General features: G+C 34.8%; 14 protein-coding genes. 4 read left to right on the top strand and 10 right to left on the bottom strand.

Annotated elements, in window-relative coordinates; all coding sequences use genetic code 11:
* Positions 1–24 precede the first annotated feature (24 nt).
* On the top strand, positions 25–687 hold the full coding sequence (gene tsaB / locus BUE24_RS08720; protein ID WP_073315615.1) for a tRNA (adenosine(37)-N6)-threonylcarbamoyltransferase complex dimerization subunit type 1 TsaB: 663 nt from the start codon (positions 25–27) through the stop codon (positions 685–687).
* On the opposite strand, the gene BUE24_RS08715 is transcribed toward tsaB, so the two are convergent.
* From BUE24_RS08715 to BUE24_RS08690, 6 genes are all read right to left on the bottom strand, one after another.
* Complete coding sequence (locus BUE24_RS08715) at positions 641–1,345, bottom strand: hypothetical protein (protein WP_073315614.1); 705 nt, start codon at positions 1,343–1,345, stop codon at positions 641–643. The two genes, tsaB and BUE24_RS08715, sit on opposite strands and share 47 nt — an antisense overlap.
* 176 nt (positions 1,346–1,521) lie before the next feature.
* Entirely contained in the window at positions 1,522–2,220 is a 699-nt protein-coding gene (locus BUE24_RS08710) for a hypothetical protein (protein WP_073315613.1), read from the bottom strand.
* Between the two features lie 381 nt (positions 2,221–2,601).
* Positions 2,602–3,309 (bottom strand): hypothetical protein, encoded by a 708-nt coding sequence (locus BUE24_RS08705; RefSeq protein ID WP_139241947.1) that lies wholly within the window; start codon positions 3,307–3,309, stop codon positions 2,602–2,604.
* Positions 3,310–3,621: 312 nt separating this feature from the next.
* Positions 3,622–5,721, bottom strand: a complete 2,100-nt coding sequence (locus BUE24_RS08700) for a thioredoxin domain-containing protein (RefSeq protein ID WP_244548135.1) — start codon at positions 5,719–5,721, stop codon at positions 3,622–3,624.
* 84 nt (positions 5,722–5,805) lie between these two features.
* Positions 5,806–6,006 (bottom strand): dodecin family protein, encoded by a 201-nt coding sequence (locus BUE24_RS08695; RefSeq protein ID WP_073315610.1) that lies wholly within the window; start codon positions 6,004–6,006, stop codon positions 5,806–5,808.
* A gap of 128 nt (positions 6,007–6,134) precedes the next feature.
* A complete protein-coding gene (locus tag BUE24_RS08690) occupies positions 6,135–7,040 on the bottom strand; it encodes a NifU family protein (protein WP_073315609.1) in 906 nt (301 codons plus the stop codon).
* A gap of 253 nt (positions 7,041–7,293) precedes the next feature.
* Here BUE24_RS08690 and BUE24_RS08685 point away from each other — a divergent pair, with 253 nt between their 5' ends.
* Positions 7,294–8,331 (top strand): PorP/SprF family type IX secretion system membrane protein, encoded by a 1,038-nt coding sequence (locus BUE24_RS08685; protein WP_073315608.1) that lies wholly within the window; start codon positions 7,294–7,296, stop codon positions 8,329–8,331.
* A 36-nt stretch (positions 8,332–8,367) separates the two neighbouring features.
* Here the strand turns inward: BUE24_RS08685 and BUE24_RS08680 are convergent, their stop codons facing one another.
* From BUE24_RS08680 to BUE24_RS08670, 3 genes are all read right to left on the bottom strand, one after another.
* Entirely contained in the window at positions 8,368–9,447 is a 1,080-nt protein-coding gene (locus BUE24_RS08680) for a serine hydrolase domain-containing protein (RefSeq protein ID WP_073315607.1), read from the bottom strand.
* Between the two features lie 137 nt (positions 9,448–9,584).
* Positions 9,585–10,094 (bottom strand): rhodanese-like domain-containing protein, encoded by a 510-nt coding sequence (locus BUE24_RS08675; protein ID WP_084549459.1) that lies wholly within the window; start codon positions 10,092–10,094, stop codon positions 9,585–9,587.
* A gap of 11 nt (positions 10,095–10,105) precedes the next feature.
* Positions 10,106–11,275 carry a vWA domain-containing protein gene (locus BUE24_RS08670; protein WP_073315605.1) on the bottom strand — a complete coding sequence of 390 codons (1,170 nt, stop codon included), beginning with the start codon at positions 11,273–11,275 and terminating at the stop codon, positions 10,106–10,108.
* Between the two features lie 204 nt (positions 11,276–11,479).
* Between BUE24_RS08670 and BUE24_RS08665 the strand changes: the two genes are divergently transcribed.
* A complete protein-coding gene (locus BUE24_RS08665; protein WP_170864574.1) occupies positions 11,480–13,705 on the top strand; it encodes a tetratricopeptide repeat-containing sensor histidine kinase in 2,226 nt (741 codons plus the stop codon).
* A complete protein-coding gene (locus tag BUE24_RS08660) occupies positions 13,702–14,433 on the top strand; it encodes a LytR/AlgR family response regulator transcription factor (RefSeq protein WP_073315604.1) in 732 nt (243 codons plus the stop codon). The genes BUE24_RS08665 and BUE24_RS08660 overlap by 4 nt, the downstream gene beginning before the upstream one ends.
* On the opposite strand, the gene murI is transcribed toward BUE24_RS08660, so the two are convergent.
* Positions 14,434–15,225 (bottom strand): glutamate racemase, encoded by a 792-nt coding sequence (gene murI, locus BUE24_RS08655; protein WP_073315603.1) that lies wholly within the window; start codon positions 15,223–15,225, stop codon positions 14,434–14,436.
* Positions 15,226–15,248 lie beyond the last annotated feature (23 nt).

Raw genomic sequence — 15,248 nt, 5'->3', positions numbered from 1 at the left:
ATTATCTTTGCCAAAATTTGGGTCATGTCATATCTTCTCTGTATTGAGACTTCTACAACTAACTGTTCTGTTGCGATAACAAATCATGAAAGGATTATTGCATTATCAGAGGATTATAACGATAGTTATTCGCATGCAGAACGTTTACATGTTTTTATTAAAGAAGTAATAGCCAGTGCTGGAATAACAATGAGAGATATTGCTGCAGTAGCTGTCAGCAAAGGACCTGGTTCTTATACAGGTCTTAGAATAGGTGTTTCTGCGGCCAAAGGTCTTTGTTATGCCCTGGATATACCTTTAATCTCTGTTCCCACCCTGCTATCCTTATCTAAACAGGTGGAAGCCAAAATAGGAGAGTTTATCATCCCTATGCTAGATGCCCGAAGAATGGAAGTATACGCATCCGTATTTTCTTCGGATTATGAAGTAGTTCGCAAAACAAATGCAGAGATCTTGGATGCCTCATCCTTTTCAGAATATTTAGAACAAGGAAAAGTTCATTTTATTGGTAATGGGGTAGAGAAATTCTCGAAAATTTGTGAACACCCTAATGCAATTTTTATTTCAAAAAAATTGCCATCTGCAAATGAGATGGCAACTGTGGTGTATTCCAAATTTTCGTCCGGAAGTTTTGAGGATGTTAGTTATTTTGAACCCTACTACTTAAAAGACTTCGTTGCTGGTTAGAATCAATGTTTTTGAGTGCATTGTATTTAGCAACTAATCGTATTAAATCTTCCTCTTTTTTCAGACGAATCTTTTCTTTTTTGATATAATCCTTCAGCTCTTCTTCTTTATCAGAAAATGCAGTTAAGATATCTTTCTTATTTAATGGTAATTTTTTGATCTCATTACCTTCTTCAAGATAATAAGTAGCTATTCTTTTAATTTTTCCAGTTACAGAGTTCCCTGTCATCGGATCTAACTCTTTAGGATCTGTTATTTTAAGGCTATATTTCTTATATACTCTATAGGCATCGTTCATTTCGATTAGAATATAATATCCAAACCTTTTATGGCCACGTTCATTTCTGAATTCACAGAAGTAATAGTACTCATCATTGATTCTAGCATAGGTTGTGGGGGATTTGATAACCTCGTGTAGTTTTCCTGCTTTTTGGTGCTCTAGGGCATCCGTATATATATTATACTTTAATCGAGCATCGTACGTTTTTGAATTTTGATCGATTACTGTAGCTTGTTGATAATCTTTGCTTACATATACACTTCCCGCATACTTTTCTAATTCTTGTACTTTTTCATTTGTATTTATTACTTGCGAAAATTGTGCAAAAGCAAATACCGGGGTAATTAGAAAAAGTAGTATTTGTAGTATTTTTCTCATAATGACTGCATTTATCTAAGATGAAAGTATTAAAAATATCGATAAAAAACAAATTAATATTAACTTTTTCTTAATAAATGAGACTGAATCTGGAGAGTTTAGTCATATTAAAAGCAAAAAGGAACAGATTTCTGTTCCTTTTGTAAATTATTGTGAAGCAATTGGTTAGTAACGAACTAATATTTGCTGAGGAGACTGTTCGATGGAGAAGAACTAAGATTCTTTAGTGCATTGTATTTTGCGACTAACCGTATCAGATCCTCTTCTTTTTTAAGTTTTATCTTTTCTTTCTTGATATATTGTTTTAATTCGTCTGATTTGTCACTGAAAGCAGTGATTAAAATTTCTTTTTTATCCATAGGTAATTCTATAATGATATCATTTTCTTCGAGAAAATAACTCACCTTTTTTCTAATGCTTCCAGGTTCAGGAGTTCCATTGTACACATCCATCTTGATAGGGTCTTTTATTTTTACCTCATATCGCTTGTAAATTCTGTACTGATCATGAAGCTCTACCAAGATGTAATATCCTTCCCTATCTACACCTCGTTGGGTTTTAAATTGACAATAATAAAAGTAGTCCTCATCAATTCTTGCTTGAATTTTTGGATTTTTGCTTAGCTCAAATAGCTCTGATTCTTCTTTATATTCTACAGCGTCGGTGTGGATATTGTATCGTAACTTAGAGTCATAAGTTCCGGAAGAGGTCTCATCGATAATGCTAGACTCTACAAACTTGTTTTGTAGATATATAGAACCATCATATGTTTCATACATTGGAAATTCTTGAGTGTATTGTAATATGGATTCTGGTACTTGAGCGGGGGCTATAGTGACAATTAATACGGTAAAAAAAAGTAATACTTTTCTCATATCTTTTCGGGGTATTTATTTTGAGGTAAAAAGTTTATGACAAAAATATTTAAAAACAGGATAGAAAGTGAGGAGGGAATTTCTGGTTTTCGTTAATTAATGTTTTTTTAAAATTGAGTTTTTTTGGTTTTTAATACAAAATAGAAAAGCAAAAAACTGGATACGAATTAGTTATAAAATTGTGACGTTTCATCAAAGTAATATGTAGGTGGAATAACCATAAGAAAATACTCTTATTGGGTTAATACATAGTTAATCCAATCGTAATGCTGTAATGAATTGCTTTAGAAATTAATTTGCTATTTTATAGGAACATACAAAAAATACCTGCTGTAACAACAGCAGGTGTCTCTTATAATAATTTTGAGAATATGATTATTACTACTTATTTCTAGTAATGTTACTTAGTAGTTTTTGAGACGGATTGGCTTCCGAACTTTTAAGAGCATTATATCGGGCTACAAATCGTATAAGATCTTCTTCTTTTTTTAATCGAATTTTTTCCTTTTTAAGATATTGACCCAATTCCTGTTCTTTGTCACTAAAAGTGGCCAGCATATCCTTTTTGTTGGTAGGTAGTTCAACAATTGTTCCTTCTTCCTCTATAAAGTAAGTCACTCTCGTTCTTAATTCACCTGGTTCAGCTATTCCACTATTTACTCGTTCTCGTTTTTCAGGGTCTTTGATGTCCAAATTCAGTTTCTTGTAAATTCTATATTTATCATTCATTTCTACCAAGATGTAATACCCATCTCTAATTAGACCTCTTTGATTTTTAAATTCACAATAGTAAAAATAATCCCCATCTATCCTAGCATGAATAGTTTTACTTTTAACCACCTCATAATATTTTGATCCCTGAACTAATTCAAGGGCATCCGTATATATGTTATATTTCAACTTGGTATCATAAGTGCCAGACTTTTCATCGATAACACTAGATTCCTTATATCTGGATTTCATATACATAGTACCATCATATTCATCAAAGAGTGTGATCTTCTCAGAAGATGTCATTAAACTTCTAGGCAATTGTGCAAAAAGGGCAGGCGAAATTAGTACGAAAAGTAAAAGTAGTAGTATTCTCATGATTCACTGATTTAGGTGAATTAAATGTAACCAAATACCTTTTTAAATGCAATTTATATTAAATAACCGCTAAATTTTTGAGAATATGTTAATGTATTTTGAGGTTCCACTACATTATTATGAATGAAAACGGCTTTTTTCAATAAATTCTACATAAAAAAACTAAGGTTTAACCGTAATTTTTGTAAGATTTTGACTACGAAAACGTTGTAATAGACTCGATTTATGTCAATTTTAAGTAATGAATATCTTAAAGATTAACAGTTTTTCATCGAATTAGAATGTTGAAAAGCAAATGTTTAGCTTCTGGTATTACTCCAAAAGTTGCAATGCTTTTTGTGCAGTATCTACAGGAAATTTACAAGCGTTATTGACACATACATAAAAGTAAGTTTCATCTTCCACAAATCTGTTTTTTAGTAGGGAGCGTTCAGAGTCTATAACACTACCAGCAATTAATTTATTAGGAACATAAGTATCCTGAAAATCATGTAGTAATTCGTTGGCATTATCGCCTACAACTACGATTTCATAAAAATTATAGGAGAAATTAAGCATTAGGTCCAACCAATTAGAAAAACCAGAAGCAAATTTTTCCATTTGTGGTTTTATATTATGTAGCATTTGTTTGCTCAAATCTGTATATTCGTTTTGATCATAATAATGAGCTAAGACATTTAGGTTTTTAGCCATCACCGAATTTGAAGAAGGGATTACATTATCATTATACTCAATAGAGCGTGATATGAGTTCAGGATCTTCATCAGAAGTAAAGTAAAACATGTTTTTCTCCTTATCCAAAAAATGAGTAATGGCATAGTCTGTAAGCTCTTTTGAGATATCAAGCCATTGATGGTCTAATGTGTTTTGATAAAGTTGTATGAAGGCATCAACAACTAGTGCATAATCCTCTAGATAGGCATTGATTGTGCTTTTACCATTTTTATAACTATGAAATAAGGAATTATCTTTTTTGAGTTGCTGCTTCTTAATAAAGTTTGCATTTTTTAATGCGATATCCAAGAATTCTTTTTCTCCGAACACGCGATACGCATCCAGATACCCCTTTAGCATAATAGCATTCCAGGAAGTAAGTGTTTTGTCATCTAATCGTGGTCTCGATCTTTTTTCTCTATACTCGAGCAATGTGCTTTTCCATGAAGAAATTTTACTATTCAGGGTTTCAATATCAATATCGTTGTTTTTACAAAAATCCGAATCATTGTCTTTTCTGATCAAAACAAAATTTCCTTTCTCCCAAAGACCGTAGGCATTTACATTGTAGTAGTTAGAAAAAAGCTTGTAATCATCTCCTAATAGTGTTTGAAGCTCTTCTTTATTCCAAATATAAAAGGCACCTTCTTCTAATTCTCCGGCAGCTGTTTTACTATCTGCATCCAGAGAAGAATAAAAAGCTCCCTCTTTGTTGGTGAGTTCTCGTTGTACAAAATCCAGTGTTTCGTATACTACAGTCTTATACCAGGGATCTTTGGTGGCAAGATAAGCATCTGCATACAAGCTTACTAATTGCCCATTGTCGTATAGCATTTTTTCGAAGTGTGGCACATGCCATTTCCCATCTGTGGAGTATCTCGAGAATCCACCTCCTACATGATCATAAACCCCGCCAAACGATATTTTTGTGAGTGTACTTTTTACAAAATCCAGCAGCTCTTGATCTTGAGTTTGATGGGCATAACGTAACAAAAAATGATAATTATTAGGCATCATAAACTTAGGCACACGTTTGGTACCTCCCTTTTGATGATCAAATTGTTTGCCCCATTCTTTTACCGCGGTAGCGACAAACTCTTTCTCAAACTTTATTTCATCGGTGTTTACCTCAATAATATCTACTTCTTTGATACCTTGCTCTAGCTTGTCGGCATATTCAACTAGTTTTTCTGGTTGTTTTTGGTACAAATCATTAATTTGTTTCAAAGCATCCACCCAATTCCCTTTTGGGAAATAGGTACCTCCCCATACAGGTCTGCCGTCAGGTAGAGTAATTACGTTAAGAGGCCAACCACCACTGCCAGTCATCAACTGTACAGCACTCATGTACACCTGGTCCACATCGGGTCGTTCTTCTCTATCTACTTTGATGTTCACAAAACTGTTATTCATCAATTTTGCTACTTCGGGATCCTCAAAACTTTCATGCTCCATAACATGGCACCAGTGACAAGCGGCATATCCTATACTGATGATCATTAATTTGTTTTCTTTTTTGGCGATATCCAATGCTTCTTCTCCCCATGGTTTCCAATTTACCGGATTATGTGCATGTTGTAATAAGTAAGGACTGGTTTCGTTGATAAGATCATTTGTGTATGCGTATTCCATCGCAGATTTGTTTTGACTTGTGCAAGAATAGGTGACCGTAAGGATGACAATGAACCAATATTTCATAATAACGCGTTTACTAGTGTCTAAAATATAAAAAAGCATCTCAATTCGAGAACTGAGATGCTTTTTTATTCTGAGTCGTTTTCTTTAGTCGATCTCGAAAGAAATTTTCAAGTTTACTCGATATTCAGCAATCTCATTATCTTTTACGATAACTTTTTGATCACTTACCCAAGCAGATCGAATGTTTTTTACTGATTTTCCAGCTTGTTTGATTGCGTTTTTTGCTGCATCGTCCCAGCCTTTTTCAGAGCTAGCTATAACCTCAATAGTTTTAACAATTGCCATTTCAATAGTTTTTTAGTTAATATTTTACGAATGGTTCTTCTAAGATACGAGATCCTTGAGTTTTATTGAAGTAAAAGCAATGAATATTTACAGACTTTTTTCGATATAATTACAGCTTTATCGTTGAACTACCCATTGAGTGCTTCAACATGAGCAATTTTGTCCTTTAGCATCTCTTTTAGCATGTTCTCGATTCCATTTTTCAATGTAAAGGTAGAAGATGGGCAACCACTACAAGCTCCTTGCAAGATTACCTTTACAATTTTGCTTTCTGGATCGTAAGAATCGAATAAAATGTTCCCTCCATCACTTGCAACGGCAGGTTTGATGTATTCTTCGATAATATTTACAATGTCTTTGGAAACGTCATCTAATTGGTCAAAATTTTGATCAGCTTGTTTTTGCACTTCGTTTTGGGATACCGTGGCATTGGCGGTTAAAATTTCTTTACCCTGTTCTAAGTATGCCTTTAGAAACTCTCGAATTTCTTGTGTAACATCATTCCAATCAGCCATATCATATTTCTGAATAGAAATATAATTTTCATCAACATATACCTCTTTTACAAAAGGGAAATGAAATAATTCTTGTGCTAGAGGGGCTTCTTTGGTGTCATCTATACTCTTAAACTCGTGACCAGCGGTAACCAATTTTTTGTTAGCTACAAATTTCAATACAGAAGGATTAGGAGTACTTTCTGCATAGATGGTAATAGGTACTTTTTTATTACTTTCAGATGCAGTAACCACAGATTGCCCACTATTTAGGTAATTTTTAATTTGTTCAGCAACCTCTTCCTGTACATCTTCCCAAGCCACAATCTCATATTTATCGATAGCCACAAAGTTTTGAGCAATAAATACTCTTTTTACAAATGGTAAATGAAATAATTGTTGCGCCAAGGGAGAATTTTTGGCCTGATCTATATTTTCAAATTCGTAGCTCGTATGTTGTGTGAGGAAATAATTGGCTTCAAACTTAATGATACTTGGGTTCGAAGTGTTTTCTATCTTTATTTCAAAATTCTTTTCCATGCTCTAATTTTTGGCAAATTTACTAAAAAGCAATACGATATGCGCATAGTATTTACATCCCTAACACTTTTTAACGAATTGAGGTAGTCAACTTTAAAATAGGCGTTCTGGTAAAAATTTATATCTTTGGAAACGTACGAATTTGGAATATGTATTTTAAAAATAATTGTGAAGCCCCACAATATAAACTGTTTTTGACAGTTTACATTTAATTCACAAAACCTGTTTGTCCCCATAAAATGACAGTGTCTAAATGAACTTAAAAGCGATCTATGTAGTAGCCCTGATGTGGCTTTCCCAATTTGCCTTTTCGCAAGAAGGGATACCTGTATTTGCAGATTATCTTTCAGATAATCTATATTTGGTACATCCATCCATGGCGGGAGCAGCAAATGCCAACAAAATTAGGTTAACCGCCAGAGCACAATGGTTTGACGTTGATAATGCACCTAATTTACAAACCGCAAATATAAATTTTAGAGTAGGAGATAAGACCGGTTTAGGAGCCATCGTTTACAAAGATGAAAACGGAAGATTTAACCAGTCTGGAGCGTATTTAACTTTTGCATATCATCTATTATTTTCGAGAGATAGAACCGATCTCAATATGCTTTCTTTTGGTGCGAGTACTGGTTTTATCCAGTCTAATGTGGATTTGAGAGGGCTTGATGATCCTTTTGATCCGGATCCTGTAATTCTCGATCGGGTGCAAAAAGATTTTTATTACAATGTCGATGTGGGAATGTCCTATCATTATTTAGAATGGTATGCACATTTTACAGTAAAAAATTTACTACCAGTAGCAAGAGATATTTTTAACCAAACAGACCCCACTCGTGCACCAATTCGGGAGTCTAATAATCAGCGTCGGTATATCTTTTCTTTAGGATACTTATTTGATTTAGGTGGCGAAGACGGGTTTAGTTTAGAACCGTCATTATTATATCAGGCAACAGACCAAACCCAAGAAAGCACGATTGATGCTAATATGAAAGTATATAAAGATTTGGGTGAGGTAACCACACTTTGGGGAGGAATCTCGTACAGAAGAAGCTTGGATGGCGCAGAATTTTCACAAGATGGATTAGCAGTAGAAAACCAACAATTACAATATATAACTCCGTTCTTGGGTGTAAATTATAAAAAATGGCTGGTTGGATATACCTACAGTTATCAATCTAATTCTGTGGTTCTAAGTAATGGAGGATTTCATCAGCTTACTATAGGATATGACTTCGCAAAACAGAAAGAACGTTGGAATTGTAAATGTCCGGCGGTAAATTCTCATTAATCTTTTGATTAATATTTTCTAGTAGTTTTTTTACTATCATTTTTCTAAAAGCGTATGGATTACTGCCTTGTTCATTATCGTAAAAGGTAATTTATCTTCCTGAGAATTGTATGCACTCCCGGTAAATACAGTAATTAGATTTAGATCTTTGAAAATCATAATATATTGCCCTCCGTTTCCTGTAGCAACCTTACCTGTTTTAGGACCAAATGGGATGGTCCACCACAAAAATCCATAGTCTATATTACTGATTTTGGTATGCGTATTTAAAGATTTTTCAATCCAATCTTTAGAGACAACTTGAACGTTATTCCATTTGCCGTTGTTTAATAATAAGAGCCCAATTTTGGCCATGTCACGAGGTGTCATTTGTATTCTCTTTGCTACATGGATAACCTCTTTTTTGGAGGTGTGTTTCCAAAAGACGTTATCTATTCCTAGAGGTGTAAACAAAAACTGTTTTGCAAATTGATCCAAAGACATATTAGAAGCATTACTAATAATTTGGGCAGCAATAACAACTCCCATTGTGCAATATGTTGATGTTACTCCAGGTTTTTCAATCATGGGTAAATCCAGTGTGTATTGAATCCAATCCTTCTTTTTATAGACTTTGTCTTCCTGGCCTTTTGATTTTTTATCCCAGTCGTTGCAATCCAAACCTGAAGACATGGTAAGAAGATGGCGAATGGTGATTTGTTCTTTTAAAGTGTTTAGGTTTTTGGTAGGTTGAATGTTGGGCAAGTATTGCTGTACGGGATCGTCTATGGAGGTTACGAATCCTTTATCGATAGCAATTCCCATCAAAATTGAAATGATACTTTTGGTAACCGATCGTAAATCTTGTGGAGTCTCAATGGTACGTTCATTGTAATATTCTTCCAAAAGTAGCTTACCGTCTTTTATCAAAAGAAAGCTATTAATTTTATGATCATTATGTTCTAATTGACGTAATACTTCAAAAAGGTAAGAAGTATTGCTATATAGTTTTTGAAAATTTTCAGTTTCCCATCCATCCGAAATCATTTTTGGTTGTTTATACTCAAATGTCTGCTGCCCATAAGAAAGTAAAGGAAGTATGATCAAATACGCCACTAGGATTCTTAGGTATTTCATTAGAAAAGGATTTTAACTATCAGAATTTACGCAAATAACTACAATTTTTATACCGTTTCCGAACGCAGATAGTAATGGTGTGTAGAAAATACAAAAAGCTCGCAGATGCGAGCTTTTTGTATTCCAATTTATAAAATTTAGCGTACTGATTTTCCCTCAAACTGCAATCGTTGATCATTTATTGAGACCAATGAAGCCAGTTCGTATATGTTCTTATATCCATACCCATAGAGATTAATAAATGTAGGTATGTTTAAAGCCAAAGGCGCTCTTTTACTAGCAAAAAACTTCGTGTCTCCTATTAGGTTGTTGTTGCAATAAATCAAAATTCTTGTATCCTTTGAAGGGATATGTTTTGCCAATTCTTCTTTGGTGAAATCTGAAAAATTGATATGAATTGCTCCTTTTAGGTGTTTTTGGCTATACATGGTTTTAGAACGTGTGTCCAACAAAATAGTATTTTCATCCTTCATGTACTCAAGAAAAACATCCAAGGGGATCAATCTTTTCTCTCGATAACTCATTACTTCTTCAGAAACTTCTATAAAAGAGTCATAATCTACCATAGATTTTTGAAGTTTTGCTTTGGGTTGTGATGTCATTGTAAATGATATACTTGTTATGATAATAAATAGTACAGTTCTCATAGTGTTTTGTTTTAATCTTCCCAGCTAAAGGATTTCTTTTTACCTTGACTTTTGATAGCGTTCAATAAAGCAGTTTCTAGGCTGGTGTCATTCTTCTTACTATTAGTTTTGATATATTCCACACGTTTTTTGTTCAGCTCCTGGATCTTTTGCTGTATTTCTTTACGCTTAGCACTTTTTTTGGCAATGTGTTTTTTTAATTCGGCTGTAGATTTATCCTGTAATTCTATAGGAAGTTGCTCTTCAGCTATTTTATCAATTTCAAACTCTTCATCTTCGGCAGCATCGATAAGGTCCCAGCTTTTATTTTTGTAAAAACCAGAGCTTTTACTAATAGTTCTACTTACTGCATTTGCCGGGCTATACGACTTGGCATTTTGGTCTTGTTCCATTTGCATGCTTCTTTTTTGAGCTCCACGACTACCGTAATAGATGTAAGTATCGTTTAATTGGTTGTTAAGTTGAAGAATAATATCATCATATGGGGTTGCTATATGAACTGTTTGATGGTTGTGATCGATAGCGCTGTACTCTCCATAAGTTAGGTCAGCACCATGTTTCCACATCGTGTCGATCCCTTGTCTGAAGTTCCCACAAAATATAGTATTGATTGTGATCCCTTTTTCCAAAGCATCAGTAGCTGCATCTTTGTAATTGGTAGGTCCTTGAGTAAACGGTTCATTTCCGGCAATAAATATCAGTTTAAGATCGTCGTTACTTTTTTTCCAATCCAATTGATTGATCGATGTGGCAATTACCTTTCCGCAGTACTCGTTACCACCATTGGTAGTCAACCCGAATAGTTCTTTGGAAATTTCATCTAAATCATCAGAGAATGGCAGTACTTGCCGGATGTAACCTTCTTTTGATGGTAATCCATCATTACCATATTCATATAAAGAAATCTGTAATCTGATTTTATTATGCCCACATTTTGCGTACGACAATTCGTTAACGATTTCCCATAGTTGCGCTTTGGCCTGCTCTATAAGTCCGTCCATACTATTGCTAGTATCGAGCAGCAAAGCCACTTGAATGTTACTGGTATTAGGATCAGTTTTGGTCGTTAAGATTTTATGGGGTTTTTCGGTAAGTGCTACCTCATTATTCTGTTTGGTGCTTGCATTACAAGAAATATGAATAAGCAACATAAACATACTCCATATATAAAAAATTCTCATGATGTTGTTTTTTAAATTCGTGGTTAAAAGTACCCTGAACTTTTTTGGAGAAAAATCTGGAATGAGGGAAATGGCATTTCTGGTTAGTAAACGGATATACAGAATTAGGGAAAGTACTTTTTTAAACCCAAAAACACCATGTTGTTGCTGTTTTTGCAGAATGAGAATTTTATTTTCCCAATGAAATGGATTAAGTTTATCCTTATGAAACAGAAGATGATAAAGTGGTCTGGCGTAATGCTGCTGTTATTTTTGATAGTGTCTTTTCAAGGTTTTTCTCAAGAAGAAAATGAAGCCCCCGTCATAACTAAGCCAATGGTGATTAAGGGTTCTGTAAAAGAAAAAAAGACCAAAAAAGCGATCAAAGATGTAGAGATTACCATAATGGGTAAGGGTACAGTATTGACCGATGTTTTTGGGGACTTTAGAATACAGGCACGAATAGGAGATGAGATTGTTATTAGCCATGACAGTTTCGAGACGGTGCGATATGTTGTTAAAGACGGACAGCGAGTAGATGTTGAAGTAAAGGAAAACCCGGTAACGATAAGATCACAAAAGTTATCCAAGAAAAGGACAGAGTCAGAATATCAGGAAAACCTTCAATTAGCTCGAAGTACAATAAGAAAGGATGTATCTGCGAGTATTGGATATATCACAAAATCCCTTGAAAGTATTCAGGAAGATGACCCAAAAGGTGATATGAAGAGGGCAGAACTCTATGAAACCCTTGCAGATATCTATAGTTTTTCAAAACAACCTGATCTGGCAGAAAGCAATTACAGAATTAGCCTATCCTATGCCTATAATACTGATGTAAAAATTAAATTAGGAAAAGCGCAACTTGAGGATAAGAATTACCAAGGCGCTTTTAAAACGTTCAGCGAACTGCAAAGGTCCCGATTAAATGCAGAGCAAAAAATATTGGTTTTAGAAGGTTTGGGAGATAGTAATAAAGGATTAGAAAATTCTTCGGGAGCTATTCAAAATTATAATAGTGCACTGTCTCTAAGTAAGAGGAAAAATCTTGATGATAAAGAAATATCTTTAAACACCAAACTGGCTGATATACTTCAAGAACAAGGTAATACTTCTGATGCAGCGGGGTACCTAGATAATTCGGTACAGTTGGCTCAGCAACAAGATAGAAAAACGGCTGCAAGACAGCGTAGTGTAGCTGCCGATTTTTATAACAAGAGTAATAGTTATGACAAAGAAATACAATTACGTAAAGAAGCACTGGCAGATATTGAGGAAATAGAGGAAAACGCCGAAGACGAGTTGTTGGAAGAGGATAAAGCAATTACACCGCAAGTACAAAATTATAAGATTGCCAATGCATTTGCAGCACAAGAAAAATATGATGAAGCGATTAGTTATTTTGAAGAGAGTAAAAAGGAAGCGGCATCAAAAAATGATCTTATCGTACAAAAAGATGCTACCCGGAAATTGGGAGAGGTGTATCGTGAAAAGGGAGAGCTAGAAAAAGCTTCAGAAGAGTTTGAGGAGTATGAAGTGATCGTAGATAAGTTATATATCCAAAAGGAACAAGAAATATCTCAGGCGGCCCGATTTGGTCGGGAGTTGGCTTTGAGTGCTAATAGAATTGAGACTTTAGAGAAAGACCGAGAACTTAATGAGACGCGTTATCAACTTGCGTTCGCTTCTCAGGAAATTTTAGATCAAAAAAGTTTACGCCAACAAGTGATGATTTATTTCTTGATTGGCCTTTCGGTGTTATTATTACTAATGGCGTATTTAATGTTCAGAAATATCAAACAACAGCGGTATGCGAATAATCTTTTGGCATTAAAGTCTCTGCGATCTCAGATGAATCCTCATTTTATTTTCAATGCTTTAAATTCGGTAAATACCTTTATTGCAACCAGTGATGAAAGAACAGCAAATCGATATCTTACCGACTTTTCATTGTTGATGAGAGCAGTCTTGGAAAACAGTGAAGAGGATTTTATTCCGTTGGAAAAGGAAATAGAACTATTGCGTTTGTACGTGCAGCTGGAGCACTTTAGATTTCAGGATAAATTTGAGTACCAGGTGGAGGTAGATCCGGCTATAGATGTGGCCGAATATATGATCCCACCAATGCTTTTGCAACCTTATGTAGAGAACGCCGTTTGGCATGGGTTGCGGTATAAATCAGAAAAAGGTACATTATCTATCCGATTTGATAAGATAGACGAAGGTAGTATTAAGATTGTTATTGAAGATGATGGTATTGGGAGAAAGCAATCTAAAGCATTAAAAACCAATAATCAGAAGTTGCAAAAATCTCGAGGGATGGGCAACATTAAAAAAAGAATAGAAATTCTTAACGAAATGTACAAAGATAAAGTCGATGTTTTTATTTCGGATCTAAACGGGAATGAAGAAGGAACGCGAGTGCAATTAATACTTAAAAAAGATAGATGAATTTAACCGCAATTATTGTAGACGATGAAGCAAACAGCAGGTTAATCCTGCGTAACTATTTAGAAAAATATTGTACTTCTGTGACCATATTGGGTGAAGCTGCTAGTGTGCAAGAAACGTTAGAGCTTTTAGAAACGATCACACCAGACATGTTATTTCTAGATGTAGAAATGCCATATGGAAATGCTTTTGACCTACTGGAGCAAGTTCCGGATCGTACTTTTGAAATTGTATTTGTGACAGCTTATGATCATTATGCGGTTGAAGCATTAAACGCGCAGGCTACTTATTATCTATTGAAGCCTATCGCTATTGATAATTTGATTAAAGCGGTAGATCATGTTACTCATATCAAACAGAAAGAAATGGCGCTGCAAGATGCTGTATTGGTACCAAAAATGGCCGCAGTGGAAAGCAAAATTACTATTCCCCAACAGGATGGTTTCGAAATCCTGGAAGTAGCAGATATCTTATATTGTGAAGCTGATGATAATTATACCAAAATTTATCTGGAAAAAGGACAGAAGCTAGTCAGTAAAACCTTGAAATATTTTGAAGATCTACTCAGGGTGCATGGTTTCTTAAGAATACATAAAAGTTATTTGGTGAATATTGGAAGAATTACCAGATATCGAAAAGGAAAAGGAGGGAGTGTGGTACTCACTTCTGGGAAAGAGTTGGCTGTCTCTTCTTCAAAAAAAGGAGCTTTGCTGGATTGTTTTAAATAACTAAAAGTTCAAAAAGCTTACCGTAGGGGATACTGTTGTTGAAGCGACGATGTCTGCAAGGATTTCGGGATTAGCGTTAGTATATAATTGGTGCGTTCCCAAATCGGATTTTGAATTCAAAATCCCGTTGATAGCTAACACTGCTTTGGTTTGTCTTGCAACAGCCTCTCCAGAATCAATAATCGTTACTTTGCTCGGGAGTATCTTTTTTAAGACCGGAATTAGATAGGGATAATGCGTACAACCCAAAACAAGGTGGTCTATATCCTTTTCCAGCATTGGATCCATATATGATTGTAATAGATGGAGCATTTTTTTTGAACGGATTTCACCTTCTTCGATGAGCTCCACCAATCCAGTTCCAATCACCTCAATCACTTCAATATTTTGAGCATAGAGATCAGAGGTCTGTGCAAATAGCTCACTGGATAAAGTTCCTTTGGTAGCCAGTACACCAACTTTTTTGGTTTTGGTGTGAATAGCCGCAGGTTTTATAGCAGGTTCAATCCCAATAAATGGAACATCATAAGTGTCGCGTAACGTTTTTATCGCGTTAGTAGTAGCTGTATTGCAGGCTACTACGATAATTTTGCTGTTTAATGCTAGTAGTTTTTCGGTGTTTTTGATACTTAACTGCAAAATTTCATCCTTACTTCTTTTACCATATGGGGCATATTTGCTATCTGCCAAAAAAATGCAGTCCTCGCTGGGTAAAAGCGCAGCAATTTCTTTCCATATGGAGGTACCGCCAACTCCAGAGTCAAATATTCCGATGGGTTGATTTTGTGTCATCTACCGTGCAATTTGTTTCAAAA

The organism is Aquimarina spongiae, from assembly GCF_900141785.1.
Taxonomy (GTDB): domain Bacteria; phylum Bacteroidota; class Bacteroidia; order Flavobacteriales; family Flavobacteriaceae; genus Aquimarina; species Aquimarina spongiae.
The sequence above is the reverse complement of the archived record's forward strand: the minus strand, read 5'-3'. Positions and strand labels throughout refer to the sequence as shown.

Excerpts from the sequence above, each read along its gene's own strand:
- tsaB (WP_073315615.1), top strand. The coding sequence starts at position 25 with ATGTCATATCTTCTCTGTATTGAGACTTCTACAACTAACTGTTCTGTT.
- BUE24_RS08715 (WP_073315614.1), bottom strand. The coding sequence starts at position 1,345 with ATGAGAAAAATACTACAAATACTACTTTTTCTAATTACCCCGGTATTT.
- BUE24_RS08710 (WP_073315613.1), bottom strand. The coding sequence starts at position 2,220 with ATGAGAAAAGTATTACTTTTTTTTACCGTATTAATTGTCACTATAGCC.
- BUE24_RS08705 (WP_139241947.1), bottom strand. The coding sequence starts at position 3,309 with ATGAGAATACTACTACTTTTACTTTTCGTACTAATTTCGCCTGCCCTT.
- BUE24_RS08700 (WP_244548135.1), bottom strand. The coding sequence starts at position 5,721 with ATGAAATATTGGTTCATTGTCATCCTTACGGTCACCTATTCTTGCACA.
- BUE24_RS08695 (WP_073315610.1), bottom strand. The coding sequence starts at position 6,006 with ATGGCAATTGTTAAAACTATTGAGGTTATAGCTAGCTCTGAAAAAGGC.
- BUE24_RS08690 (WP_073315609.1), bottom strand. The coding sequence starts at position 7,040 with ATGGAAAAGAATTTTGAAATAAAGATAGAAAACACTTCGAACCCAAGT.
- BUE24_RS08685 (WP_073315608.1), top strand. The coding sequence starts at position 7,294 with ATGAACTTAAAAGCGATCTATGTAGTAGCCCTGATGTGGCTTTCCCAA.
- BUE24_RS08680 (WP_073315607.1), bottom strand. The coding sequence starts at position 9,447 with ATGAAATACCTAAGAATCCTAGTGGCGTATTTGATCATACTTCCTTTA.
- BUE24_RS08675 (WP_084549459.1), bottom strand. The coding sequence starts at position 10,094 with ATGAGAACTGTACTATTTATTATCATAACAAGTATATCATTTACAATG.
- BUE24_RS08670 (WP_073315605.1), bottom strand. The coding sequence starts at position 11,275 with ATGAGAATTTTTTATATATGGAGTATGTTTATGTTGCTTATTCATATT.
- BUE24_RS08665 (WP_170864574.1), top strand. The coding sequence starts at position 11,480 with ATGAAACAGAAGATGATAAAGTGGTCTGGCGTAATGCTGCTGTTATTT.
- BUE24_RS08660 (WP_073315604.1), top strand. The coding sequence starts at position 13,702 with ATGAATTTAACCGCAATTATTGTAGACGATGAAGCAAACAGCAGGTTA.
- murI (WP_073315603.1), bottom strand. The coding sequence starts at position 15,225 with ATGACACAAAATCAACCCATCGGAATATTTGACTCTGGAGTTGGCGGT.